Raw genomic sequence first — 24575 nt, forward strand, 5'->3', positions numbered from 1 at the left:
CCCTCCTCAAACAACCGGGCCGCCGTTGGCCACCAGCGCTTCCTGAAGAAGCAATGGTGGCCAACGGCGGCCCGGTTGTTTGGAGGTAGTGGCGCCCGGCGCTTACTGCTTCTTCAGGAACTTGCGCGGCGGCACAATAAACAGCTCCAGCGAGGCGTAAGGGGCCCCGGCAAACTTGCTGTCGATGATTTTCTCGCGGTCGGCGTTGGTACGGTCGAAGGCGTCGAAGGCGTAGTTGTAGCGGTAGCCGGCTTCGGCCCCGAACCAGAGGAAGTCGTAGATTTCCCGCTCCCAGCGGCCCCGGAACTTCACTTCGGTTTCGCGCAGCTCCAGCGTGCGCAGCGGCTGCTTGTCGGACTGGTTCTGGCGCACCAGCGGGTTGTTCAGCTTCACGATGTAGTTGAAGCCATCGACGGTATAGCCGGCAAAGAACAGCGACTTGGGCGAGGCGTTGTAGCGGGCCGTGATGCGGGCCGGGAACAGGGCCTCCACGCCCCAGCGGCTGTTAAACGTGCGGTTGTAGAGCACGGCCGGGTAGATGCTCTGGCGCCCGAAGGTGTAGCCCAGCTGCAAACCCACGCCCCACGAAAAGTTGGGGCTGCGCTTCCAGCCATACAGAAACTCCGACGACACGCGCAGGTAGTCGCTCACGCTTAGCGCCGACGAGGTGTAGTCGCCGCTAAGCTCACCCTTCACCCGGAAGATGTACCAGTTCACCTCGTTTACGGGCCGGATGACGGCCAGCTGGGCGCCCAGGGTCTTGAGGGCCTTGTTTTCGATGTTGTCGTAGAGCTCGTAGCGGGTAGGCGTGCTCCGGAACTGGAACTCTTCCCGCTCGTAGTTCACGCCCATAATCAGCTTGAGGTGGGGGTGGTTGAGCATCGGGATATAGCCCTTAATCACCAGCCGGGCGTTCTTCTTGGCATCAGCCGAGAAGTCGCTCAGGCCTACCACCTGCGCATTGGACGTGACGCCAAAGGTGGGCATCCGCTCATAGTGGAAAATCAGGCCCTTGCTGGGGCCCATGCCCACCACCGACGGCGTGGCAAACTCCTGCCGGTCGATGGCGCCGGAGGCCGTAGTGTCGCCGGGCGTAGCGGCCGGGCGCGGAAATACCGGCGTGGGCGACACAGGCGGCGTTTGCTGGGCCAGTGCCGGGATGCCCCCCAGCAGTGCCAGCAGCGGCAGCGTACGGCGGATAGAAGACAAAAGCATGAAAGCGAATAGTTACGTGGGGTGGTGAAGGGGGTAGGACGGCAACGAACAGCGTAGCACGAAGCCTCTGCCTCATTGCCTGGGGGTGTCGCTCAGTGATACGGTTGCCTTAGCTCCGCGTACCGCTGAGCGACACCGCTTAGAACAGGAAGTCGAAGCCGACGAATACCAGGTTTTCTTCCCCTACGGAGTAGGTGGCGTTGATGACGGCCTGCTTGAGCACATCCACCCAAACACCACCACCCACAGCCGTGTGGAAGGCTTTCACGCCGGTTTTCACGTCGTAGTCGGAATACACGCGGGCAGCATCAGTCAGGCCCAGGATACCGAACTTGCCAGGCACCAGGTAGGCATTGAACTCGAAGAGCTGCACACGCACCTCGGCGTTGGCGAATACGGAGCTGCGGCCGGCGTAGCGGGTGCGGCGGTAGCCGCGCAGGTTGGTGGTGCCGCCCAGCGTATTGGCCTGGTAGAAGCGGTAGTCGCCGAAGTTGCGGGTGCCGCCGATGCGGCCGGCCCAGGTCAGCTGAAACGGAAAGTTCGGCGACAGGTAGAAGCGGAACTCCGAGCTGGCGCGGCCATACTTGAGTTTCTCGGCGTTGAGCTGGTAGTTGTACTCGATGGCGTTGTACCAGCGCAGCCCGATACGGGGGTTTTTCGGCGACGAAGCCGCATCAATATTCAGGTAGGCGCGGCCGCCGAGGTAGCGGTTCATCTGGAAGTCGGAGCTACGGATACCGAGGCCGGCACCCGACACGCCGTTGTTGTTGTCGTCGAGGCCGCGGGCAATTTCGCTGCCGATGGGCAGGCGGCTCACCCGGAACTGGTCGTACTGCGGGCCAAAGCCAAGCTTCAGGAAGCTGAACACGTCGCGCTCCAGCACGGGGCTTACGTAGAGGCGCGAGAAGCGCACCCGGTACGTTTCGTTGATGTCGCGGTTGCGAACCCGCCCATCGTCCTTGTCCAGAATGTTGCGCGAGTCGTTGCCTTCGCCGAAGTAGTTATACAGCAGCTGCGGGCCGTAAAGCTGGGCATTCACGCGCAGGTCGTACTTGCCAATCACGTCCACGAAGTGGCCCAGGTAGCGCACGTTGTAAGCCTGCTGCGACGGAGAATAGTTGGCCGCCAGGCTCTGCTCGGTGGAGTAAGGCTCTTTGCGGAAGCCGTAGGTGCGGTACACAGCCCCGCCGCCCAGAAACAGCCGGTCGTCGACGTTGTAGCCGAAATACAGCGTCGGGCCAAAGTAGTTCAGGGTGTAGTCTTTGCGGTTGGAGCGGTTGTGCACGTCGTAGCGGCTCACGTCGATGCCGGGCTCGGTGCGCAGGCGCGTGTCGCGGCCGGGCGTTATCACGTTGCCAGTATCGGCATCGTAGACGTGGGTGTAGTGGCGGAAGCCGGCCACGTTCGAGCGGTCCGTGATGGAGTCTTTGTCGGTGCCAGCAATGATGCGCAGGCGCGGGCCGCTCTTCACGTCGCCCTTCACGTCGTAGATATCCTCGCCCTCGAAGCCATAGAGGCGCAGCTCCTTGGTCACGCTGTTCTCGAAGGTGCGGTCGAACAACACCTTGGTCAGCTCGCCTTCCTTGTTGATTTTCTGCACCGTCACGCGGGTTTTGTCGTCCTGGAGACGCTCCACCACAAACTTCTCCCGCTTTTTGGAGCCTTTCACTTCAGCCACCTTATTCAGCATGGTGTAGTAGTCGGCGGCCACTTCGGGCAGCAGGTCGCGGCGGTTTTTTAGCTTGGCAATGATTTCGGGGCCGTGCAGGTCGTAGATCTGCTTGGGCCACCGCTCCCGGAAGGCCTTCTCAATCACCTCGTCGGTGAGGGCCGCCTTCATCTCCTCGGCTTCCTTCACCCACTGCTCGCGGCTCACGGACGCCAGGTACACCCGGTCGTTGCTGAGGGCAGTCAGGTTGAGGCCCTTCCAGTCGGCGTAGTCTTTGCCGAAGTTCTGGAAGTTGCGGATGGCCCACTTGCGCGAGGCCAGGTACGGGAACAAACCGTCGCCTTTGAAGAAGGCCACGTCCCGGTCTTCGGGCACGGCCGTGAATTTCCGGTCGCCGTCCTTGTCCTTTTTCTCGGCCCAGCGCCACTGGTCTTCGTGCCGGTCCCAGTCGCCGATCCACATATCGAAGAGGCGCGAGCGGGCAAAGGCTTTTTCGTTGACGCGGTTGTCGTTGTCGTCGGTGATGCGCTCAAACACCTTGTCGGTGCCTACCAGGTTTTTGGCGTTGCCGAGCGAGGCTACGTTGTCCTGGTTTTCGTTGGCGTCTTCTTCAATGGCGCCGGGCTTGTTGGCAAACTGCTCCAGGTACTGGCCCAGCAGCGGGTCTTGCGGAATAAAGCGCAGCTCGGGGTTGGTGTGCAGAATGCCGGCTGCCGTCGCCAGCGGTGGCACTGGCAGCGACGAGAACGGGTGCTGGGCCGAAATCTGGTCCTGCAGAATGTCGGCGGCAGCGCCGGAGCGCAGGGCTTCGGGCAGCACCGCCGAGGGGTCTTTGTTGAGGCTGCGGATTGTGAACAGGCGGCCTTCCTCGTTGCGTACTTTCAGCGAGGCCGTTTGCTTGCCACCCCCAATTTTGTAGGGCGTCAGGCCACCTTTCTCGGTAGCGAGGTCCAGCACTGGGAAGGTTACGGGCGTGGCCCACTCCTGCCGGTAATGCTCGCCAAACAGAAACTTATGGAAGCTGCTGCGGTCGGCGTAGCGCGGGTTTACGGCTATGGTCACGGTGGAGTCGCGGAAGTCAGGGCGCGGGGCGGCTGGCGTTGCGGCCGGGCCGTTTTCAGCTACCACGGGCTGCGCGTACAGCGGCGTGCGGAACACCAGGCGGCCGGTGTCGCCGGTGCCTTCCGGAATCCAGAATTCCACCCAAGCCTGGCCGTCGTTGTAGTAGTTGACGCGGGCAAAGCCTTTCTCTTTGTCGGAGAAGTTGGCATCGGCGTCGCGGCCGGCGCGCACGTGCTGGGTTTTGCAGCCCGAGCCGCTCACAATCTGGTGGTAGGTGGGTGCCTTGAAATACTGCAGGTTGTGCTCGTGCCCGGCCGCGTAGATGATGTTGGGGTGCTTGGCGAAGATGTCTTCCAACCCCTTCTTATAGGCCTGGTAGAGCGGATGCGGAATGTCCTGCGAGATTCCGCCGTATTTGCGCGCAAACGGATACACCGAGCCGATGATGGGCAGCGGCAGGAAAGCATACTTATACACAATGCTCAGCGGAAACAGGTGGTCGCCGAGCGTGAAGAAGCCGCCGTGGATGCCGTCGGACAGAATCGGGTGGTGGCCCACCACCATGATGTTCTTGTCCTTGTTCTGGTTGATGATGTCTTCGAGCTGCGTGAAGAAGTCCGTCTCGTTGGCTACGCCGCAGCCGCTATTTGAGCCGTACGGCCGCTCGCCCTCGCCCTGCAGAAACCACTGCGAGTTGATGGCAATCAGCACCACGTTGTCCTGCAGGCGCACCTCAAACGGGCCCGGGCAGGCATCGCGCGGAATGAAAAAGTCGCCGGTGTAGGAAAACGCCGCCGAGTCGTTGGTCATGAAGTTCTCCACAAACCGCTGCTGGCGGTTCACCTGGTCTACGGCCCCCACGCGGCCCTGCTTCCAGTCGTGGTTGCCGGGAATCATGTACTTCTCGCCCTGGTAGCCGCGCAGCACGTTCAGCTGGTCGATGATGCGGCGCTCCGACTCCTTGCGGTCGAAGGCGCCTTCCTCAGGCATGCCGTACTCGTAGATGTTGTCGCCGAGGTAGATGGCGGTGCTTTTCGGGCCGGCAGCCATGATCTGCTTGCGCAGATAGTTCAAGGACGGCTCGCCGCCTTTATCGGCCGCAATCGGCTTGCCCACGTCGCCGATCAGGAATACGGAGTAGCGGATGGTGGCGCTGTCGGGTGGCGTACTGGCCTCCCACTTCTCGCCGCCGTGGTTGTAGTTGGGCCGGGTGGGGTGCGGTGTCTGGACGGGCTTCTGTGCCCAGGCCGGGGCACTGCACGCTGCCAGCAACAGGCCGCAGGAAATTAAAAAATGCTTCATAAAGAGCCAGTAGAGAGAAAGAGCAGGTGCAGAGGGCGGCCGGGAGCTGCAGCGCGCCGCTGGTAGTTAGCAGAAATACGAGTAACTTACCCAAACGGCTGCCGCAGTCTGGTCAGTTAAATGGTCGGGTGCCTGCCGTACGAAAACTCTTGGTGTACGGTTGAGACTCTTTTGAAAAACCCCACCGGCCGATTCGCGTTGAAAGGCGGTTGGGAGGCGGAAACCGTCCCTGTTGCACCCCCTTTTCTCTTCCATGGAACCCACGGAAACGCTCCGGCCTGCCAAGGCTGAAAAATCAGAACTCCTGAAACAGGCCAAGGCCTATGTCACGCAGCTTTTCGAAGAAAAACTGCCCAAACAACTGGTATACCATTCGCTGGACCATACGGTGGCCGTGGTGAAGGAAGCCCGTAAGCTCGGCGAAGATAGCGGCCTGAGCGCGCCCGACCAGGAAACCCTGCTGCTGGCCGCCTGGTTTCACGACACCGGCTACACCGAAGTGTACGACGGCCACGAATACCGCAGCATGGAGCTGGCCAAGGCCTGGCTCACGCAGCAGCAGTACGCGCCCGAGCGGATTGCCCTGGTGCAGGACCTCATCCGGGCCACCCACCGCAACGAAGCCGGCGAAACCGAGCTGCACCAGCTGCTGATGGATGCCGACATGAGTGGCATGGGCCGCGAAGACTTTTTCGCCAACGCCGAGCTGCTGCGGGCCGAGTGGGAAACCACGCTAGGCAAAACCTACTCCAGCACCGAGTGGGCCGAGTCGCAGCTGGACTTTCTGCATTCGGCCAAGTTCCACACCGACGCGGCCAAGAGCCGCTACGGCGAACAGTTCAAGGCCAACCTGAAGGAGCAGCGCGACCTGCTCAAGAAAACCGAGAAAAAGAAGAAGAAGAAAGACGAAGAGGAAAACGGCACCTTCGCGGAGCCCAAGCGGGGCATCGAAACGATGTTCCGGACCATGTACAGCAACCACATGAAGCTCTCGGACATGGCCGATAAAAAGGCCAACATGATGATCAGCCTTAACGCGGTGCTGCTGTCGGTTATCATCACCTACCTGGGTGCCAAGGCCGGCACCAAGTCGGGGGTGCTCAGCCCTACTATCGTCAACAACCCGGTGCTCACCATCCCCATCGGGCTGCTGCTGGCTACGGCGCTGGGCTCGGTGGTTTCGGCTATTCTGTGCGCGCAGCCTGATGTAACGAGCTTCAAGTGGCTGAAGAAAAGCCCGCAGATTGCCACCAACCGCCGCGTAAACCTGCTGTTCTTCGGAAACTTCAGCAAGCTCAGCCTCGACGATTTCCAGAGCGGCATGACCGAACTGATGGGCAAGAAAGACGCCCTTTACACTAACATGGTGACCGACATCTACTACCTCGGCGACGTGTTGACCCGCAAATACCGCCTGCTGCGCATCAGCTACACCATCTTCATGGTCGGGCTGATCCTTACGGCCCTGTCATTTGGCATTGCGCTGCTGTATAAGATGTAGTAGCGGGCCGGTTTTGGAGGCATTGAGGTGCCAGGCGCCGGAGCCTGATACTTCGGCCAGCACCTCAACGCATCCAACCCAGCCTATCTCCTCCTATCTTTGCGCTACGGCTGCGTAGTTCAACGGATAGAATGAGGGTTTCCTAAACTTTAGATGTGGGTTCGATTCCCGCCGCGGCTACATAAAGTCCTTTCCTCACGCTGGTGCGGGAAGGACTTTTTTGCATTATAGGCCTATGCTACCTTACTATTTCAAAAAAAACTGCTGGTATTTCCGAACAGATTGCAACATAAGAACTATTGTGTAAGATATTTACGTATAGTTCGCCGCTCTGAGTGCCCTGCTTATACACCTGTTGCCTAGTACCCTTTAGTAGTTCCGCTCAATGGAATCATTGCTTTTGTCGACCTCCGGCTCCAACCGGCGGGTTTTTCTGTATGCCGTGTCCGATGGCATACCGCTGTTCTTTAAACACAACGAGCTCCTGCAGACCGATGGCTACCGCCTGCTGTGGTGGGGAGGCCCCGACAGTGTGACGGAGAAAGAGGCCTCGCAATGGGTAACACGCTGTGAGCCTGCCCCCAACCAGTACTTCAACTACGCGCCGGCCGCTACCGACCCCTGCCTACCCACGGCCCTGGAGTCGTTCTGGTCGGCAGTGGGACATATTTGCCAGAAGCTGGAGTACGCCACCGGCACTGCCCCGCACGAAGTGCTGATTGGCGAAATTGCGGGCTAGCTACTGCCCCAGCAGGCCGTTGGATACCGCAAATTTGATGAGGGCGGCGGTATTCTTGGTCTGAGTTTTCTCGATGATGTTCTGTCGGTGCGTCTCGATGGTGCGCTTGCTGGTGAAGAGCTGGTCGGCTATTTCGGCGTTGGTGAGGCCCTCCGCAATAAGATGCAGCACCTCCAGCTCCCGCTTCGACAGGTCCCCGGTTTTGAGCCGGCTGCCTTCCGACACCGCCACGGTGGTGCGCACAAGCTTGTTGAGCATGTCCAGGCCCAGCTCGGTGCACAGAAACGGCCGGCCGGCCGCTACGGTCCGGATGCCGTGGGAAATTTCGGTGATGTCGGCATTTTTGAGCACGTAGCCGTGGGCGCCGGCTTCCAGCATCCGGTGCACGTAGTTTTCGTGGTCGAGCATGGACAGTACCAGCACGCGCAGAGCCGGGTACTGCTCCCGCAGGTACCCCATCGTGGTAAAGCCGTCCATGACGGGCATATTGCAATCCATTAGCACCACGTCAGCCGACGTATGCTCCAGCAGGCTGAGCAGCTCCTGCCCGTTGCCGGCTTCGCCTACCACTTCCAGATCCGGCTGCAGCGTAAGCAGCGCTCTGATACCGTCGCGCAGAATGGTGTGGTCGTCAGTGAGCAGAACTCGAATCATGGTAGCCGATAGAGAAGTGGTTGCACCAGTGCAGGGCCATACGCCTGGCTTTTGAACTGCGGAACATGCCACGCGGCATTCCATCCACAGAACGCATGGCACGCAGCCCGGATAGCAGGACTTGCCCGTGTTGCTTACGCAGGCCAAGCAGCACCGGGGAGTGTTTTCCGGATTTTATGGAACGAAGCTACCCTCTGGGCGGACAATTACGCATAAACACGTACCTGACGGCAGTATTTAAATACGTATTTACCGCTTTTTTAAGCGCCCCATCCATTATACTTTTACAGTATTAAGTGTAATTATGTGAATTCACCGGAGCGAAGCCGTTTACAGGCCGTTGCAAGTGAGTTGCATAAGGGCCGAGTGTTCCGCGCACTGCGGATCCTGCTAACGTGCTGGAGGTATGATGAATGTGTACCGGGAGATTCTACCCGATAGTTACCTGTTGATCCTGAGTGGCCAGGCGTCTGCCGACGACCTCCTCACCCTGCAGCAGGCGCTGAACCGGGCGGGCGCCAGCGGCAAAGCCAACATCTGGCTCGACTGCAGCGCGCTGGCCAGCATGCCGGCAGCCGCCATAGGCCTGCTCAGCGACTATCACCTGCGGTTTCAGCGCCGGCGTCTGTCGCTGGTATTGTGCCATCTCACAGATGCCGCCGCCGCTACCCTGCAGCTACTGCCGTGGGCGTTGCGCCCGCCGGTGGTGGCAACGCTGCTCGAAGCCGCCACCTATTGCCGCTCGCAGCCCCGGATGGCTACACCACGCCGGCCAGCCCGTTGATGGTGAGGGCCACCACCGCTGTGTTGAGCCCGAACGAGAGCACACCATGCAGCAGCGCCAACCGCCGGATGCTGCGGTCGGTGATGCTCACGTCGGCGGTCTGGGCCGTCATACCCACCACGAACGAGAAGTAGGCGAAGTCCAGGTAATCGGGGTCCGGCCCATTGCCGGGAAAGGCCAGGCCGCCTTCCGGCCGGCCGTCGTTGTCGTAGAACAAGTGGGCGTAGCGCAGCGTGAACAGCGTATGCACCAGCAGCCAGGCCGTGAGCACGCCCACCGTTCCTACCGCGGCCTGCGCCAGCTGCAGCGGCCCCGGGCCCTGCCGCACGGGGGCCAGCAGCCCCACCACGGCCAGCAGACTGGCGCTGCACGCCACCAGCACTATCCCGAAAGAAGCTACCCGGCCCGGATCTTCGCGCGTAGCCACCCGGCGGATGTGGGCCACATCTGCCGACACCATAATCCCCCAAGTGAGCAGCACGGTGCAGAGTGCAAACCCGTCCCAGGCCAGAAACAGGCGCATCATGGGTGGCCACGCTGCCGGGGCACCCGCGTAGAGCAGCCCGGCCGGCAACAGCCCGACAGACAGACGTTTCCAGGCCGCCAGCAACTCCAGGCGCTGAAACAGGGGCCGACTGACACGGGGAGCAGAAGAGGGCATAGCATCGACGGATTGAAATATTCTGCGTAAGCTACGGCATCTCAACCGTTGCCCGCATGAACTCAGCCCCGCTTTCCGGCCTGTACGCACCCTCCCTCAGCCTCCTCACCGACCTCTACCAGGTTACCATGGCCTACGGCTACTGGCAGCAGGGCTTGCAGGACCGCGAGGCCGTGTTTCACCTGTATTTCCGCAAGGCCCCCTTCCAGGGCGGCTATGCCGTGGCCGCCGGCCTGGCCTACGCCGTCGATTATCTGCAGAACCTGCGCTTTTCCGAGGACGACCTTGCGTACCTGGGCAGCCTGAAAAGCAGCAAGGGCACGGCCATGTTCCCGGCCGAGTTTCTGCAGTATTTGCGGGAGCTGAAATTCACCTGCGACGTGGACGCTATTGCGGAGGGAACGGTGGTGTTCGGCAACGAGCCGCTGATTCGGGTGCAGGGGCCACTGCTGCAGGCCCAGCTGGTGGAAACGGCCCTGCTCACGCTGGTAAACTTCCAGACGCTGATTGCCACCAAAGCTTCCCGCATCCGCGAAGCCGCCGGCTCCGATACCGTGCTGGAGTTCGGCCTGCGCCGCGCCCAGGGCGTAGATGGCGGCCTGAGCGCCAGCCGCGCCGCCTACCTGGGTGGGGCCGATGCCACCAGCAACGTGCTGGCCGGGCAGCGCTTCGGCATTCCAGTGAAGGGCACCCACGCCCACAGCTGGGTAATGGCCTTCGAGGACGAGGAAACCGCCTTCACCGCTTACGCCAAGGCGTTTCCGGATGACTCAGTGTTTCTGGTGGACACCTACGACACGCTGGAAGGCGTGCGCCACGCCATCAAAGTAGCCCGCGAGATGCGCGCCAACGGCCACGAGCTGGGCGGCATCCGCCTGGATTCAGGCGACCTGGCCTACCTCAGCCGCGAGGCCCGCGCCTTGCTTAACGAGGCCGGGTTCAACAACGTGCGCATCGTGGCCAGCAACGACCTGGAGGAAAACCTCATCACCAGCCTCAAGCAGCAGGGTGCCAAAATCGACACCTGGGGCATCGGCACGCAGCTCGTTACGGCCTACGACCAGCCGGCGCTGGGAGGCGTGTACAAGCTGGCCGCCCTGCGCAAACCCGACGACTCGGGCTGGGACTTCACCATCAAGCTCTCGGAGCAGTTGGCCAAAACCAGCATCCCCGGCATTCTGCAGGTGCGCCGCTACGAAACCGACAAAGGCCAGCCCCGCGCCGATATGCTCTACAACGTGGCCGAGCCGTTGCCCGAGCAGCTCACGCTGGTAGACCCGCTGGACGCCACCCGCCGCCGCGCTGTGCGCCCCGAGGCCCCGTTCCGGGAGCTGCTGGAGCCCATTTTCCGCCGGGGCGAGTTGGTGCACACGCTCCCTACCCTGCAGGAAAGCCGCGCCCACGCCCAGCGTCAGGTCCTGAGTCTCGACCCCAGCATCCGCCGCTTCCTCAACCCCCACACCTACCCCGTGGGCCTGGAAGAGTCGCTCAATACGTTCCGCACGAAGCTGATTCTGGAGAAGCGGCCGGTGCGGCCGGCGTAAGCGCCACGGCTGCTGTAGAGACGCGACACTTCGCGTCTCCTCGTTGAACGACCGGCAAAACATATAAAACAACCTCAGCAACGACGAGACGCGAAGTGTCGCGTCTCTACAGCACTTACGCCACGCCGAACTTCTTCCACAGCTTCGGCAGCAGCTTGGGTAGCTGGCTTTCGGTCCAGTCTTCGCCTTTGGTTTCGGAGCCGAGGTCATAGTCCAGCCCCTGCGCGCTTGCTATGTTGCGCGGGAAGGTGTTGTCTTCCTCGGTTTTGCCGGTGCGCTTCTCGAAGGCTTTGGTAGCCACGTACAGCAGTTCCTCGAAGTTCTGGTAGCCTTCGTCCATGACGCTGGCCAGGGAATCGGCGTTCTGCAGGGCGTTGGTGAAGATGATTTCGCCCTGCCCGATCAGCCAGCAGCGGAAGTACAGGTAGGGGTCGTCTGAGACGTAGCCGTCGATGATTTTCTGGGCAGCTATGATGTTGAAGTGGTCAGCCTCCAGCAGGTATTCGCGCAGGCGACATTCAAACTCGACAATCTGCTCCGGCGCCAGCTGCGCCAAGTGGCTGATAAGGGTGGCTTCCTGCTGCTGCTGGTCGCCATGGGCGGCCGTTTTGGCGGCCTCAATGATTTGCCAGAATTCTTTCTTATCCATAGTACCGAAGTGCGTAGCCTGCGCCACGAAATACGGCAAAATGCTGCACACCACCCGCCGAAGCCTGTACTTGCCCAACCGCAGGTGGCGGCTACTTTTACTCCCGCTACGTTGTTGTAGCAGCACATTCCTCGTTGCCGGCTGCTTTTGCGTAGCAACGGCAACAGCCAAAACTCCCCTTCCCATATGCCTACCCTTCAGTTCAAAACCAGCATCAACTGCGCCAACTGCCTGCGCGCCGTCACGCCCTTCCTCGACGCCGAGCCCACCGTGGAAACCTGGCGCGTGGACACCGACAACCCCGCCAAAATCCTGACCGTGGAAGGCGCCAACCCCATTGCCGAACAGGTGATGAAAGCCGTGTCGCAAGCCGGGTTCGATATCGAGCCGGCGTAGTGTAGGCTGCTGTAAAGCGAAGTTCCTCTTCGCTAGGCGTCAGAACGAGCAGCACCGCATCGTTCCAGCACCTCGCGAAGTGGAACTTCGCTTTACATTCTTCTTTAGCCCTCGTAGCGCAGCTCGCCGGCTTCCACGCGCAGCGTCACGCCGGGCTCGGGGGTGATGCGGCCGGCTACCTGGGCCTGGTAGCCCTGGGCGCGCAGGGTTTCGGCTACGGCTTCGGCCTGCTCGGGCTCGGTTACCAGCAACATGCCGTTGCCCATGTTCCAGTAGAGATAGGCTTCCTGGGGCGTAATGCCAGCCAATTCGGCCAGCTGCTGCATGGCAGGCAGGGGCTCGAACAGGTTGTCCAGCTCCGCCCCTACCCCGTTCTTGAGCACCCGCTTGAAGTTATCAGCAATGCCGCCGCCGGTGATGTGCGCCGCCGCGTGCAAAGGTAGGCCCGCATCGAGCACCGCCGCCACGCCGGGCGAGAAGATGAGCGAAGGCGCCAGCATTACCTCGCCCCAAGTGGTAGCATTGGCCGTGGTTAACTGCTGGTTGCTTGCCGCTTCACCTGCCGCTTGCGTGCCGGCAGCTTCGTTGTACGGCTGTTCGTGCCACTTCTCTCCGAAGGCCTTGGTGAGGGCGCGGCGGGCCAGGGAGTAGCCGTTGGAGCGGAAGGAGGGCGAGTGCAGGGCCACCACGGCCTGGCCAGCTCGCACGTTGGCGCCGCTCAGGGGGCGCTCCAGGCTCGGGTGCAGCACGCCCACGGCAGTGGAGCACCAGTTGAAGTTCATTTTGGCGCCGGGGTAGCCGCCGATGCGGTTGCCCAGCTCGGCAATTTCGCCGCCCGTTACCGCAATCTGGCTGAACTGGGCCGCATCGTGCAGGCCGCGCATGAGCTCATCTACTACCTCGTAGTTGAGCGTGTTCACGTCGATGATGTTGGAAAGGTTGGTGGGCACGAATCCGGCCACGATGAGGTCGTCGGCCACCATGGCAATCAGGTCGTAGCCCAGCGTGTCGTAGCGGTCCAGGCGCTCGGCCACCTCAATCTTGGTCCCGATGCCGTCGGAGCCGATACCCAGCCGCTCAGCCCCGAAACGGATTTCGTTGGAGAAGCCGCCCGCCAGATCCTGGGCCGGCTCGCCGGGCTTGCCGGCGCGGGTGCTGAAGGTTTTCTGGGCCCAGTGGTAGGCGTTCTTGGAGGCAGCGTTGCCTTCTTCGATGGAGTAGCCGGCGGTGGCTTTGAAATTGGTATCGGCGGAAGTCTGGCTCATGGCAGAGGGAGTAGAGACGCAATATTTTGCGTCTCGGCATTGCTGATGTTGTTTGGACTGCGCGGTCCTGGTCGTTCAACGATGAGACGCAAAATATTGCGTCTCTACACCGTGCAATCGAGTCTGTGGGCTGTTAATGCTCGGTCGGCTCGGGGGCTTTTGCACTCACGGATGGAATGACGTCGGGGCCTTTTTTGTCGGAGCGGTGGCTTTGGCGTTCTTCCTGGATGTGGCGCAGGTACTTGGTCACGTCGCCTGTCGGGTACTGGCCGGTGAAGCAGGCGAAGCAGCTGCCGCCGTGGCCTTTCTCCTCGGAAAACAGCGCCTGCAAGTCCTCCACCGACTGGTAAATCACCTTATCGGCCTCGATGTAGCGGCAGATTTCTTCCTCGGTGTAGTTGGCCGCAATCAGCTCGGTGCTCATGGCCATATCGATGCCGTAGATGCAGGGCGCAATGATGGGCGGGGCGCTACTGATGAAGTACACCTCGGCGGCCCCGGCCTCGCGCAGAATGCGCACGATGCGCCGGGAGGTGGTGCCGCGCACGATGCTGTCATCCACCACGGCCACCTTTTTGCCTTCCACAAACTCGCGGATGGGGTTGAGCTTTTTCTTGACGATGTCCTCGCGGCCGGCCTGGCTGCTTACGATGAAGGAGCGGCCCATGTGGTTGTTCTTCACCAAAGCCCGGCGGTAGGGCACGCCAATGGCCTCGGCCAGCCCCGACGCCGAGAAGTAGCCCGACGACGGCACGTCAATCACCATATCCGGCTGAATGCCCGACTCGATGACCTTTTTGGCCAGCATCTTGCCCAGGCGCACCCGCTCGCGGGCCACCAGCCGGCCGTGGATGGTGGAATCTTCGCGGGCGAAGTAGATGTGCTCGAACACGCAGAAGTTCTTCGGCTGCTCCTGCGGGTTTTTGTGATGCACCTTGAAATCCTTGTCGATGAATACCGCCTGGCCGGGGCCGACGTTTTCCACGAACTCAAACCCCAGATAATCAAAGCAGGTGCTTTCGGAGGCGAAGGCGAAGACGGGGCCGCGCTCGGTTTCGCGGCGGCCCAGTACCAGCGGCCGGATGCCCAGCGGGTCGTTGAAGGCCAGCAGGCCGTGGCCGGCAATGATGGTGATGGTCGCGTAGGCCCCCTTCACCAGCTCCTGCGTCGTCTCCACGGCGTCGAAAATGTCGATAACCGAGAGGTTGTCGAGGTTTTTCAGGCGCAACTCCGAGGCGAAGGTGTACATAATCAGCTCCAGGTCGTTGCTGGTTTTGGGCAGCACGTGGTACTTCTCATGCAGGCGCTTGGCGGCCGAGCGGAAGTTGATGACGTTGCCGTTGTGCACCATCGACAGCCCGAACGGGTAGCTGGTGGTAAACGGCTGCGCCAGCTCGGCATCACCGGAGCCCTGGGTGGTGTAGCGGGCGTGCCCGATGCCGATGTTGCCCTTCAGCTTCTTGAGCTGCTTGGGGCGGAACACGTCGGAGATGAGCCCGTTGCCCTTGCAGAGGTGGAAGTTGTCATCGAAGGTGGCAATGCCGGCGGCGTCCTGGCCGCGGTGCTGGAGCGCGGTGAGGCCGAACACGATATCGTGCGCAACATCATCAGGACCGTAAAAACCTACTATTCCGCACATGTTGAGTTGTCAGTTGTCAGTTGCCCGTTGCCGGGCCGCTGGGGGTGGTGGGTGGGGTGGTGATGTTCTAACGATTCGCCTCACCCCCCGGCCCCCTCTCCGGCAGAGAGGGGGAGCCAGACGACAATGGCGTTGAATGAACGGTGGCCGCAGCCGCTTGGGGAACTGCTGTTGGGGCCAGTTGCTGCTTGATGAGTTCCGCCAGGGTTTCGGCGTACACGCGGTGCTCCACGGCCAGGCCGCGGCGCTCCACTTCGGCCAGGGTGTCGGCTCCGCGCAGGTCAACCGGGTGCTGGGCCAGGATGGGGCCGGTGTCGAGGCCTTCGTCCACCAGGTGCACCGTGATTTTGGTTTCGGGCAGGCGGTTCTCGAAGGCCCACTCATAGGCGTGCAGGCCCTGGTGCTGGTGGGTGTCGGCGGGGTGGATATTGAGGATGCGGCCCGCAAACGCCCGGATAAACGTGGGCGACAAAATGCGCATGTAGCCGGCCAGCACCACGTAATCGGGCTGGTACTGGCGCAGCACATCCACCACCTCGGCATCGAACTCGGCCCGCTTGCGGCCCTGGCTGCTGCGGCTGGCGGTGGGGCAGCCCAGCCCGGCGGCCGTGGCTAGTCCGGGTGCGGCGGGCACGTTGCTGAACACCACGGCTACTTCGGCCAGGTTCTGCAGCACACCGTGTTGCACGGCATTTACCAGGGCCACCATGTTGGAGCCCCGGCCCGACAGCAGAATGGCCAGGCGCGCTTTGCGGGTGCTATGGTTACCAGTTGCCTGCAAGGGTCGGTTCCGGCCGCTGGCCGATGTCGGTGCGGATGTACACATCCTGGAAATTCACTTTTTCTGCTTCGCGGTACACGTGCTGCACGGCGTCCTCCAGCTCCTCGCCGTGGCCCACCAGCACCAGCACCCGGCCGCCGTTGGTTACCAGCTCGCCGGTTTCGGTGCGCTTGGTGGCGCCGTGGAAGGCCAGGATGCTGGGATGCAGCTGGTTGAGGCCGGTGATGGGGAAGCCGGTGGGGAAGCTGGCGGCGGGGTAGCCGCCCGAGGCCAGCACCACGCCCACGTAGTGGCCGCGCCGCTGGCGCACCACCGTTTGCTGCAGCGTGCCGTCGAGGGTGGCCTCAATCAGCTCCAGCAGGCTGCTTTCCAGGGCGGGCAGCAGCACTTCGGCTTCGGGGTCGCCGAGGCGGGTGTTGTACTCGAGCAGCTTCGGGCCCTGGGGCGTGAGCATGATGCCGAAGTACAGGAAGCCGTTGAAATCGAACTGCTCGTTTTGCAGGCCGCGCAGGGTGGGGTCCACAATGTCGGTGCGGATGGCGGCCAGCACGTTATCGTCGCAGAAAGGGACGGGGCAGTAGGCGCCCATGCCGCCGGTGTTGGGGCCCTGGTCGCCGGCCAGCAGCTGCTTGTGGTCCTGGGAGGGGCTGAGCAGGCGGATGCGGTTGCCGTCGGTGATGCCGATGATGCTGATTTCGGGGCCGGTGAGCTTTTCTTCAAGCAGGAAGCTAAACCAGCCGCTGTGCAGGCGGGCCAGGTCGTCGAGGGCGGCGTGGGCTTCGTCTACCGAGGAGCACACATACACGCCCTTGCCGGCCGCCAGCCCGTCGAACTTCACCACCACCTGCCCGCTGAGCTCGGTGGCTTTGGCGCGGGCGGCGTCCAGCTTGTCGCTGCGGAAGGGCCAGGCCTGGGCTGTAGCTACGCCGTGGCGGCGCATGAAATCCTTGCTCCACACCTTGGAGCTTTCCAGCGTAGCCCCCGCCCGCCCCGGCCCGAACACCCGGATGTCGGAGCCCTGGAAGAAGTCGGTGACGCCCGCCGCCAGCGGGGCCTCGGGGCCTACCACCACCAGCTTTACGCCGTGCGCCTGGCAGAAAGCCTGGATGGCCGGGAAGTCGGTGGCGCTGATGTGGGGGTGACTGTTCGGAATGCCGGCGTTGCCGGGCAGCACGTGCACGGTAGCGCCGTCGCGGGTCAGTTTCCACGCCATGGCGTGTTCACGGGCCCCGCCGCCGAGGAGTACTATGGATTTATTGCTGGTGCTCACTATCGTGTGGTTGATAAGTCAGGGAAGATCAGTCGTAGAAGGAAAAAGCTTCCGCTTCCCCCCCTACCTCTACGATATTCCAATTACGAAACTGCAGCCCAAAACCGTGCTCTATTTCCCACTGGCAGGCGAAGCTCAGCCCAAACCGACCGATTTCCGGCTCTTCGGGAAAATAGATGATTTGCAGTTGGTACAGCGCCTGCAGCTCCGTGGCATCGGCAGCCGTCAGCAGTTCGTCTTCTTCATTATAGATGTCGCCGCACATCTGGCGCATCATCTGGAAATGCTCGAAGGCGGCCTCCGCTACCGACTGGTTCAAGCCGGGCAACTGCTGCAGCACGGCTTCAGCCGCCGCGGCCATTTCCGGCGTGAGCGTCTGCACCTCCCCCGACAAGTCGAACATCAACCTGACCAGGGGTTTCGACGGCACGAAGTCCAGCGGCACATCGGCCATCAGTCCTTCTGTTTCATCGAAGCGTACCGTTTGTTTCCAGTTGTTCATGCGAAGATGCGTACCCACGCCGTGGAGTGGACCAGTGGTATTAGGCTTCTTGGATGATACCGGCGCGCACCAAGTTGCTCACCATGCGAGCCTGCATATCGTCGTCGGAGGTGGTGGGCAGCGGCGCGCCGGTGATACGCTCGTAGATATCGAGGTAGCGGCGGGTGGCCTCGGCCGAAACTTCGGGCGTGAGGGCGCGGGGGTACTGGCCGTCCTGCTTGTGGGCAATCAGCCACTGGCGCACGTACTCCTTGTCCATCTGCTCGGCGGCTTCGGGGTTGCGGGCGTAGTCGTCGGCGCTCCAGAAGCGCGACGAGTCGGGCGTGTGGATTTCGTCAATCAGCAGCAGCTCCCCGTTGCGCAGCCCGAATTCATACTTGGTATCCACCAGAATGATGCCGCGCTCAGCCATCCACTTGGAGGCAAAGTTGAACAGCTCCAGGGCCTTCACTCGCATCTGCTCGTACAGCTCGGCCGTCACCCAGCCTTCGGCCACCAGGTTCTCGGGCGTAATCTCCCGGTCCGATTCCTCCTTGGTGGTGGGCGTTACGATGGGCTCGGGAAACTGCTGGTGCTTGGTCAGGCCGTCGGGAACGGTTACGCCCGAGAAGCTGCGCTGCCCCTGCTGGTAGCCGCGCCACATGGAGCCGGTGAGGTAGTGGCGCACCACCATTTCCACCCGGATGGGCTCGGCCTCCTGGGCCAGCGTCACGTTAGGGTCGGGCAGGCTGATGACGTGGTTGGGGATGATGTGCCGGGTTTTGTCGAACCAGAAAGCCGCCAGCCCGTTGAGCACGGCCCCTTTGTGCGCCACGGGCGTTTCCAGCACCGAGTCGAAGGCCGACAGGCGGTCGGTAACCACAATCAGCCGCTCACCCGATGGGGCGCGGAACGAGTCACGGACCTTGCCACGGTGCAGGAGTTCGAGCTGAGGCGTTTCGAAATGGTTGAGGGTATTCATTCTGAAGTCAATATCCACCGGCCAGGCCGGCAGCTGATGGATGCGTTAGGATGAAAACTCGTGCGACACCGACGGGGCCGCGGCGGCCGTGGCCTGGGCCTGCACGTGCTCCACAATGTTGCGGAACAGCCATACCCCATCACCCTCCTCACTCAGGCCGGGAGTAGCGCGCTTGCGGCGGGCCCAGTCGGGGTGGTTATAGAGTGAGAGGAAAGCCTCGGGGTGGGGCATCAGGCCGAACACGCGGCCGGTGGTGTCGGTCAGGCCGGCGCAGTTGAGGTCAGCGCCGTTGGGGTTAAAGGGGTACACGTCGGTGGGGGCCCCGTCGAAGTCGGCGTAGGTGAGGCAGTTCAGGCCGCGGGCCTCAATGGCGGCGCGGGTGGCCTCGTCCTGGATGATGAGGCGGCCTTCGCCGTGGCGCACGGGCACTTCCAGCGTCGTCAGGCCCTTCAGGAACGGCGTGGTGGCACGGGGGTTGACGGTGAGCTTCACCCACCGGTCCTCATAGCGGCCCGAGGCGTTGTGCGTGAGGGTTACTTCGGGCGTCACGGTGCCGCTCAGGTCGGGCAGCAGGCCCAGCTTCACTAGCACCTGGAAACCGTTGCAGATGCCCAGCACGTGCTTGCCACCAGCCACAAACTCCTTGATGTCGTCGAGCAGCGTGCGGCCCTCGGCGTTGCGGCGGTAGCGCAGCTTGTTGGCCAGCACCACGCCCGAGCCCAGGTCGTCGCCGAAGGAGAACCCGCCGGGAAAGTTCAGGATGTCGAAGTCGTGGATGCTCACGTGGCCGTGCAGCACCTGGTTCAGGTGCACGATGGTGGCCTCGGCCCCTACCAACCGGTAGGCGGCGGCAAATTCCTCCTCGCAGTTGATACCAAAACCGGTCAGGATAAGCGCCCGAACTTTTGAGTTGTCAGTTGCCAGTTGCCGGTTGTCAGTTGGCTGTTCTTCCTTGCTTTTCAGGGGCTCGGTGGATTCGTGGCCGGGGTCAACGCTTTTGAAGCCGGGCAGCACAATCTGGCCTTCCCGGGTTACCACTTCGTGGCCGGGGTCGTCGTGCTGGGGGCGCGGGGGCGTGTGCTGGTCCGGCAGTTGGGGAGTCTGTTCCATGATTAATGCGCGGTTTCGGGGTGGCCGAAGCCGATAATGCGGTTTACCGGACCGTTGGTCCACTCGTGACGCAGGGCCGCCGTGCTGGCCGAAATAACGGTTTTACCCGCCTGCCGCACCGTCAGCTGCCCATTCGGCGTTACCCGACCCAGGCGCGTGGCGCGGCCGCCAAAGTGCTGCTCGAAGGCCACCACATCCTCGGGAGCTACCGTGGCCACAAACCGGGAATGCGACTCCGAAAACAGCTGCACGTGCACCGGCAATCCTACCGGCAGCTCCACCTCGGCCCCGAAGCCGTGGCCAAACGTGGCCTCGGCCAGGGCCACCGCCAGCCCGCCGTCCGACAGGTCGTGGCAGCTCTGAATCAGGCCTTGGTCGTTGGCCTCGCCCATGAGAATATACAGGGCTTTGGCCTGCTCGAAGCGCACCTGGGGCACGTTGGCGCCCAACTCGCCGAAGAGCTGGTAGAACTCCGAGCCGCCCAGCTCATCGTAGGTTTCGCCCAGCAGGTACACCACGTCGTCGGCCTGCTTGAAGTCGGAGGTGATGGTGCGGCGCACGTCGTCCAGCTTGGCGGTCATGGAGTACAGCACCGTGGGCGGCACCGAAATCTTCACGCCGTCGGCCTTAAAGTCGTTCTTCATCGAGTCCTTGCCCGAGGTGAGCGGGATGCAGTAGGCCGCCGTGGCGTCGCGCAGGGCCTGGCACATGCGCACCAGCTTGGCCAGCTTGTGCTTGCCATCGGGGTTGCCCACGGGGTCATACACCGAGTCGGGCACGCAGAAGTTGTCGTTCACGGACCAGAAGTTGCCGTCGCCGTAGCTGAGGTTGGGCAGCTTGCCGCCCACGGCCACAATCTGGCGCACGGCCTCGTCGAACGCGCCGGCCGACATATGGTAGGCGTCCAAATCACCGAAGCGGGGCAGAATACCATTGCTCACGGCCACGCCTTCCCAGCTCTCGAAGTTGAAGCGCACCACGGCCGCATCCTGCGGAGCCTGGCCGGTAGCGCCCATCAGGGGCTTGATGATGGTGCGGCCCTTCACCTCGTGGTCGTACTGCCGAATCACCGACTCGCGGGAGCAGATGTTGAGGCTACCCAGCAGGCGAGTTAGGGCGTCGGTGTAGTCGGTGGCAGCGGCCAGCGCGGGCTCCTGCGCCGTGGGCTTGCGCCACTCGGCTTCCAGCACTTTGCGCGGCACGCCGTCGTGCAGGAAGTGCATATCCAGGTGGGCCACCGGCTCGCCGGCGAAGCGCACGTCGAGGTAGCCGTCGGCGGTGAAGTAGCCGATATCGGTCAGTTCCACTTCCATTTCCCGGCCCAGGGCCAGCAGCTCGTCCAGCTTGGCGGGCTCCACGGCCAGCGAAAACCGCTCCTGCGACTCCGAAACAAAGATTTCCCAGGGCCGCAGACCGGGGTACTTCAGCGGCACGCGCTCCAGCTCCACCACGGCCCCGCCGCTGATGGTTGCCAGCTCGCCGATGCTCGATGACAGGCCGCCCGCGCCGTTGTCGGTGCTGCACTTGATGAGGCCGCGGCGCGTGGCCAGCAGCAGGAAGTCCATGGCCAGTTTCTGGGTGATGGGCGAGCCAATCTGCACGGCCGTGGCGGGCGAGGTTTCGTCCAGCTCAATGCTGCTGAAGGTAGCGCCGTGGATACCGTCTTTGCCCACCCGGCCGCCGGCCATGATGATGCGGTCCTGCGGGTCGATGTTCTTCTCCCACGAATCCAGCCCGGCCAGTTGCATGGGCATGACGGCGCCGGTGCCGCAGTACACCAGCGGCTTGCCGGCGTAGCGGTCATCGAACACGATGCTGCCGTTCACGGTGGGCACGCCCGACTTGTTGCCGCCGTCCTCGATGCCCTTGCGCACGCCCTCAAAAATGCGGCGCGGGTGCAGCTGGTTGCTCAGCAAAGTGCCATCAAACTCAGGGTTACCGAAGCACAGCACGTTGGTGTTGAACAGGAGCCGCGCGCCCCCGATGCCGGTGGCCAGCGGGTCGCGGTTGTTGCCCAGAATGCCCGTAATGGCCCCGCCGTAGGGGTCGATGGCCGAGGGCGAGTTGTGGGTTTCCACCTTCCACACAAACAACGACTCGGGGTTGATGCGCACGGCCCCGGCGTTGTCCGAGAACACCTTAATCAGCCAGTCGTTGCCGTTGGCGCGCAGCTGGCGGTCCACCTCGGCGGTGGCGTCTTTGATGTAGGTTTTAAACAAGGAATCCACCTCGAACTCCTCGCCCGTATCGGCATCCCGGTACTTAATCAGAGCCGAAAACTCCTTGTGCTTGCAGTGCTCCGACCACGTCTGGGCAATGATTTCCAGCTCGCAGTCCGTCGGGTCCTGGGGCAGGCCGGCGGCCTGGCGCTCTTCCCGGATGCTGGTATAATGGTCGCGCACGGCGCGCATTTCCTCCAAATTTAGGGCGTAGAGGTTGTCTTTCGACAGCTTCAGCAGCTCCTCATCCGAGAGGCCCACCAGCCCCACCGTCTCCGTAACCGATTCGGCCCCACCGCCCGGCCGCGGCGTGTAGTCGCGGATCTGGGCAATGGGGCCGACTTCGAAGCGGTTGATGAGCTTGTTGCCCAGCAGCTCCTGCGCAAGCTGGCGCAGACTACTTTCGGGCAGGGCTTCTTCGAGGAAGTAAAGCCGTTTCGAGAAAATGTGCTGGGTATGAGTGTCGAGCGGCTCGTTGAGGAAGTCGCCGAGGGCGTTCTGAGCCGAAATGCCTTCGTCGTCGGTGACGCCGGGCAGCTTGGCCACGAGAATGTAGCTCTGGTAGTGGGCGTCGTGGCGGAACTCGTCGAGGGCTACCTCATGCAGCACCGGGTCCTGGAGGCAGTGGGTGGCGAAGTCGCGCAGCTGCTGGTCGGTGAGGGGGTAGCGCACCGTGTAGAGGGCGGTGCTTTGCACGCGGCCGGTGTGCAGGCCGAGGTGGCGGTGGGCCGCTTCGGCTACGCGCTGGCCCTCGCCGTCGTGTTGGCCGGGCTTAAGCAGCAGCTGTATGGTTCTTTGGGGAGATTCCAAAAGATGAATGGTTATCTATTTTTCGGGTTTCCCACGCCTGGCGAAATTGCCATCGTGAGGAAGCATACCCGCCCGGGGTACGCCGAAAATGCCTTGCCGCGGGGCCGGTTGCCGCCGTCGGTAGGTTTAAGAAAACGCTTTATCGGGCCGACTGCCCGGTTTCACCACCGGAATGTTTGCCCGGCACAGCGGGCACTCATCGGGTGCGTAGGTAGCCGCCGTGACCGGCAGCAGGGCAAAGTTCGGAAAAGAAAGGTCAGCTTTCCCACTGGTGCGGTCAATTAAACTGGCCACGGCCAAAACTTTTGCCCCCAGGCTCGTCAGTACCCGCGCTACCTCGTTGGTGCTCTTGCCGGTAGTCACCACGTCCTCGGCAATGATAATTTTCTGGCCGGGCTCGATGGTAAAGCCGCGCCGCAGCGTCATCTGGCCCGCATCGTCGCGCTCCGTGAAAATGCCGGGTACGCCCAGCTGCCGGGCCAGCTCGTAACCAATCACCACGCCGCCCATGGCCGGTCCCACCACCACATCGGGCTGCAAGCCGGCCTCCTGAATCCGGCGGGCCAGCTCGGCTGCGGCCGGGGCGGCCAAATCGGGTCGGCGCAGGAACCGGGCGCACTGCACGTAGGTATCGGAGTGCAGGCCCGACGACAGCCGGAAGTGCCCGCGCAGCAGCGCATCTTCCTGCAACAGCTGCTGCTCCAGGGTTTCGGGGGTGAGGGGGGTGGTGTGGGGGGAAGTCATTAACTGTTTATTCGGGTCCTTCAGTGGAAATAATGATTGGCTCAGAGCCAATCGAGAGTGACAGTAGGAAGTCCACTTCCTCAGCATCGACGGCAATGACCAGCACTGGATATTCTTCCCGTGCTTTTCGAGCATACTCAATCCGTTTGATCTTCATTGGCAATGCTAGCGTGCCATTCAACGGAATACGAGCATACCATCCTTCCTGCAGTGTTCCTTCTACAATCTGCCCTATCAGATAGAACTCATTGCGTCGTGGAATAGCGAAGCTGTCTATTACGTTGAATCTTCCTCGGAATGACTCACTATTAGCCGCTGGCACCATGTGTAAGCAGTTACACCGTCACCGGCCGCAGCTGATTCATCTGCTCCACCAGCTCCCGGGCGGCAGCGGCGGCATCCGTAGCCTGCCAGAGGGCGCGGGAGGTATTGATGAGCAAGCCGGTGCCATCGGGGCGCAGGCCGGCGCGTAGCGTGGCGGCCAGGTCGCCGCCCTGGGCACCTACGCCGGGCACCAGAAACCACTGTTCGGGGCAGAGGGCGCGCAGGCGGGCCACGGCCTCGGGGTTGGTGGCGCCTACCACCAGCCCAATGCCGCCGTGCTGCTCATCCAGCTGCCGGGCCACACGGGCGGCGCAGTCGGCCAGGGAACCGCCGCGGGTGAGGGCCACGTCCTGCAGGGAGTGGGTGGGCTTGTTAGAGGTTTTGGCCAGCGCAAACACCAGCTTGCCGGGCCGGGCGAAGGGCACAATGGCGTCGTCGCCCATGTAGGGGTTCACCGTCACGCCATCGGCCCCAATCACGTCGTAGGCAAAGCGGGCGTAGTGGTCGGCGGTGTTGGCTATGTCGCCGAACTTCCCGTCCAGAATCACCGGAATGCCCTCCGGCACGCGCTGCACGGTTTCGCGCAGCAGCTGCACCCCGTTTTCCCGACTCAGGAAGAAGGCCAGGTTGGGCTTGAAGGCGGCGGCGTAGTCGCTGGTCTGGTCAATTACCTCGGCCAGGCGGCGGGCTACCTGGGCATCGTCGCCCACGGGGTCGAGCCCTACGCAGAGCAGCGTGTGGGCGGCTTGTACTCGGTTCAGGAGGGTTTGCATG

At 62.5% G+C, this 24575-nt stretch carries 21 protein-coding genes and 1 tRNA gene; 6 read left to right on the forward strand and 16 right to left on the reverse strand.

Annotated features, from left to right (window positions below; translation table 11 throughout):
- Positions 1-102: 102 nt before the first annotated feature.
- Both O9Z63_RS15170 and O9Z63_RS15175 read right to left on the reverse strand, forming a co-directional pair.
- Positions 103-1215 (reverse strand): DUF6268 family outer membrane beta-barrel protein, encoded by a 1113-nt coding sequence (locus O9Z63_RS15170; protein WP_270126128.1) that lies wholly within the window; start codon positions 1213-1215, stop codon positions 103-105.
- 139 nt (positions 1216-1354) lie between these two features.
- The gene (locus O9Z63_RS15175) at positions 1355-5248 is read right to left on the reverse strand and encodes a metallophosphoesterase (protein ID WP_270126129.1); all 3894 of its coding nucleotides are present in this window, start codon (positions 5246-5248) and stop codon (positions 1355-1357) included.
- A 253-nt stretch (positions 5249-5501) separates the two neighbouring features.
- Here O9Z63_RS15175 and O9Z63_RS15180 point away from each other — a divergent pair, with 253 nt between their 5' ends.
- The 3 genes from O9Z63_RS15180 (at position 5502) to O9Z63_RS15190 (ending at position 7488) form a co-directional block, all read left to right on the forward strand.
- Positions 5502-6749, forward strand: a complete 1248-nt coding sequence (locus O9Z63_RS15180) for a Pycsar system effector family protein (RefSeq protein WP_270126131.1) — start codon at positions 5502-5504, stop codon at positions 6747-6749.
- 108 nt (positions 6750-6857) lie between these two features.
- A tRNA-Arg gene (locus O9Z63_RS15185) sits at positions 6858-6929 on the forward strand.
- A 205-nt stretch (positions 6930-7134) separates the two neighbouring features.
- Positions 7135-7488 (forward strand): hypothetical protein, encoded by a 354-nt coding sequence (locus O9Z63_RS15190; RefSeq protein WP_270126133.1) that lies wholly within the window; start codon positions 7135-7137, stop codon positions 7486-7488.
- On the opposite strand, the gene O9Z63_RS15195 is transcribed toward O9Z63_RS15190, so the two are convergent.
- Positions 7489-8142: a response regulator gene (locus O9Z63_RS15195; protein WP_270126134.1), complete on the reverse strand. Its 654-nt coding sequence runs from the start codon at positions 8140-8142 to the stop codon at positions 7489-7491.
- Between the two features lie 406 nt (positions 8143-8548).
- Between O9Z63_RS15195 and O9Z63_RS15200 the strand changes: the two genes are divergently transcribed.
- The gene (locus O9Z63_RS15200) at positions 8549-8926 is read left to right on the forward strand and encodes an STAS domain-containing protein (protein ID WP_270126135.1); all 378 of its coding nucleotides are present in this window, start codon (positions 8549-8551) and stop codon (positions 8924-8926) included.
- On the opposite strand, the gene O9Z63_RS15205 is transcribed toward O9Z63_RS15200, so the two are convergent.
- The gene (locus tag O9Z63_RS15205; RefSeq protein WP_270126136.1) at positions 8901-9587 is read right to left on the reverse strand and encodes a DUF1345 domain-containing protein; all 687 of its coding nucleotides are present in this window, start codon (positions 9585-9587) and stop codon (positions 8901-8903) included. The two genes, O9Z63_RS15200 and O9Z63_RS15205, sit on opposite strands and share 26 nt — an antisense overlap.
- Before the next feature lie 56 nt (positions 9588-9643).
- On the opposite strand from O9Z63_RS15205, the gene O9Z63_RS15210 reads away from it, so the two are divergent.
- On the forward strand, positions 9644-11131 hold the full coding sequence (locus O9Z63_RS15210) for a nicotinate phosphoribosyltransferase (RefSeq protein WP_270126137.1): 1488 nt from the start codon (positions 9644-9646) through the stop codon (positions 11129-11131).
- Positions 11132-11246: 115 nt separating this feature from the next.
- On the opposite strand, the gene O9Z63_RS15215 is transcribed toward O9Z63_RS15210, so the two are convergent.
- Complete coding sequence (locus O9Z63_RS15215) at positions 11247-11780, reverse strand: DUF4240 domain-containing protein (RefSeq protein ID WP_270126139.1); 534 nt, start codon at positions 11778-11780, stop codon at positions 11247-11249.
- A gap of 186 nt (positions 11781-11966) precedes the next feature.
- Here O9Z63_RS15215 and O9Z63_RS15220 point away from each other — a divergent pair, with 186 nt between their 5' ends.
- The gene (locus O9Z63_RS15220) at positions 11967-12176 is read left to right on the forward strand and encodes a heavy-metal-associated domain-containing protein (RefSeq protein ID WP_044015727.1); all 210 of its coding nucleotides are present in this window, start codon (positions 11967-11969) and stop codon (positions 12174-12176) included.
- A 104-nt stretch (positions 12177-12280) separates the two neighbouring features.
- Here the strand turns inward: O9Z63_RS15220 and O9Z63_RS15225 are convergent, their stop codons facing one another.
- The 11 genes from O9Z63_RS15225 to pyrF form a co-directional block, all read right to left on the reverse strand.
- A complete protein-coding gene (locus O9Z63_RS15225) occupies positions 12281-13441 on the reverse strand; it encodes an AIR synthase-related protein (protein ID WP_270126140.1) in 1161 nt (386 codons plus the stop codon).
- Between the two features lie 133 nt (positions 13442-13574).
- Entirely contained in the window at positions 13575-15080 is a 1506-nt protein-coding gene (purF, locus tag O9Z63_RS15230) for an amidophosphoribosyltransferase (protein WP_270126141.1), read from the reverse strand.
- 67 nt (positions 15081-15147) lie between these two features.
- On the reverse strand, positions 15148-15861 hold the full coding sequence (purN, locus tag O9Z63_RS15235; protein ID WP_270126143.1) for a phosphoribosylglycinamide formyltransferase: 714 nt from the start codon (positions 15859-15861) through the stop codon (positions 15148-15150).
- Positions 15845-17131 carry a phosphoribosylamine--glycine ligase gene (gene purD / locus O9Z63_RS15240; RefSeq protein ID WP_270126145.1) on the reverse strand — a complete coding sequence of 429 codons (1287 nt, stop codon included), beginning with the start codon at positions 17129-17131 and terminating at the stop codon, positions 15845-15847. The genes purN and purD overlap by 17 nt, the downstream gene beginning before the upstream one ends.
- Positions 17132-17159: 28 nt before the next feature.
- A complete protein-coding gene (locus tag O9Z63_RS15245; protein ID WP_270126146.1) occupies positions 17160-17633 on the reverse strand; it encodes a DUF6985 domain-containing protein in 474 nt (157 codons plus the stop codon).
- Positions 17634-17673: 40 nt separating this feature from the next.
- Positions 17674-18594, reverse strand: a complete 921-nt coding sequence (locus tag O9Z63_RS15250; protein WP_270126147.1) for a phosphoribosylaminoimidazolesuccinocarboxamide synthase — start codon at positions 18592-18594, stop codon at positions 17674-17676.
- 45 nt (positions 18595-18639) lie between these two features.
- Complete coding sequence (locus tag O9Z63_RS15255) at positions 18640-19704, reverse strand: phosphoribosylformylglycinamidine synthase subunit PurQ (RefSeq protein ID WP_270126148.1); 1065 nt, start codon at positions 19702-19704, stop codon at positions 18640-18642.
- Between the two features lie 2 nt (positions 19705-19706).
- Positions 19707-22733 carry a phosphoribosylformylglycinamidine synthase subunit PurL gene (locus O9Z63_RS15260; RefSeq protein ID WP_270126149.1) on the reverse strand — a complete coding sequence of 1009 codons (3027 nt, stop codon included), beginning with the start codon at positions 22731-22733 and terminating at the stop codon, positions 19707-19709.
- A gap of 126 nt (positions 22734-22859) precedes the next feature.
- On the reverse strand, positions 22860-23477 hold the full coding sequence (gene pyrE / locus O9Z63_RS15265; protein ID WP_270126151.1) for an orotate phosphoribosyltransferase: 618 nt from the start codon (positions 23475-23477) through the stop codon (positions 22860-22862).
- A 7-nt stretch (positions 23478-23484) separates the two neighbouring features.
- The gene (locus O9Z63_RS15270) at positions 23485-23802 is read right to left on the reverse strand and encodes a hypothetical protein (protein WP_270126153.1); all 318 of its coding nucleotides are present in this window, start codon (positions 23800-23802) and stop codon (positions 23485-23487) included.
- 10 nt (positions 23803-23812) lie between these two features.
- Entirely contained in the window at positions 23813-24574 is a 762-nt protein-coding gene (gene pyrF / locus O9Z63_RS15275; protein WP_270126154.1) for an orotidine-5'-phosphate decarboxylase, read from the reverse strand.
- Position 24575 lies beyond the last annotated feature (1 nt).

The sequence above is a fragment of the Hymenobacter yonginensis genome, assembly GCF_027625995.1.
GTDB lineage: Bacteria > Bacteroidota > Bacteroidia > Cytophagales > Hymenobacteraceae > Hymenobacter > Hymenobacter yonginensis.

Bases quoted from the DNA above. Each gene is read 5' to 3' on its own strand.
- pyrE (WP_270126151.1), bottom strand. From the start codon at position 23,477: ATGACTTCCCCCCACACCACCCCCCTCACCCCCGAAACCCTGGAGCAG.
- O9Z63_RS15180 (WP_270126131.1), top strand. From the start codon at position 5,502: ATGGAACCCACGGAAACGCTCCGGCCTGCCAAGGCTGAAAAATCAGAA.
- O9Z63_RS15190 (WP_270126133.1), top strand. From the start codon at position 7,135: ATGGAATCATTGCTTTTGTCGACCTCCGGCTCCAACCGGCGGGTTTTT.
- O9Z63_RS15205 (WP_270126136.1), bottom strand. From the start codon at position 9,587: ATGCCCTCTTCTGCTCCCCGTGTCAGTCGGCCCCTGTTTCAGCGCCTG.
- O9Z63_RS15220 (WP_044015727.1), top strand. From the start codon at position 11,967: ATGCCTACCCTTCAGTTCAAAACCAGCATCAACTGCGCCAACTGCCTG.
- O9Z63_RS15215 (WP_270126139.1), bottom strand. From the start codon at position 11,780: ATGGATAAGAAAGAATTCTGGCAAATCATTGAGGCCGCCAAAACGGCC.
- O9Z63_RS15270 (WP_270126153.1), bottom strand. From the start codon at position 23,802: ATGGTGCCAGCGGCTAATAGTGAGTCATTCCGAGGAAGATTCAACGTA.
- O9Z63_RS15200 (WP_270126135.1), top strand. From the start codon at position 8,549: ATGATGAATGTGTACCGGGAGATTCTACCCGATAGTTACCTGTTGATC.
- purF (WP_270126141.1), bottom strand. From the start codon at position 15,080: ATGTGCGGAATAGTAGGTTTTTACGGTCCTGATGATGTTGCGCACGAT.
- O9Z63_RS15210 (WP_270126137.1), top strand. From the start codon at position 9,644: ATGAACTCAGCCCCGCTTTCCGGCCTGTACGCACCCTCCCTCAGCCTC.
- O9Z63_RS15170 (WP_270126128.1), bottom strand. From the start codon at position 1,215: ATGCTTTTGTCTTCTATCCGCCGTACGCTGCCGCTGCTGGCACTGCTG.
- O9Z63_RS15225 (WP_270126140.1), bottom strand. From the start codon at position 13,441: ATGAGCCAGACTTCCGCCGATACCAATTTCAAAGCCACCGCCGGCTAC.
- O9Z63_RS15250 (WP_270126147.1), bottom strand. From the start codon at position 18,594: ATGAATACCCTCAACCATTTCGAAACGCCTCAGCTCGAACTCCTGCAC.
- O9Z63_RS15195 (WP_270126134.1), bottom strand. From the start codon at position 8,142: ATGATTCGAGTTCTGCTCACTGACGACCACACCATTCTGCGCGACGGT.
- O9Z63_RS15245 (WP_270126146.1), bottom strand. From the start codon at position 17,633: ATGAACAACTGGAAACAAACGGTACGCTTCGATGAAACAGAAGGACTG.
- O9Z63_RS15175 (WP_270126129.1), bottom strand. From the start codon at position 5,248: ATGAAGCATTTTTTAATTTCCTGCGGCCTGTTGCTGGCAGCGTGCAGT.
- pyrF (WP_270126154.1), bottom strand. From the start codon at position 24,574: ATGCAAACCCTCCTGAACCGAGTACAAGCCGCCCACACGCTGCTCTGC.
- O9Z63_RS15255 (WP_270126148.1), bottom strand. From the start codon at position 19,704: ATGGAACAGACTCCCCAACTGCCGGACCAGCACACGCCCCCGCGCCCC.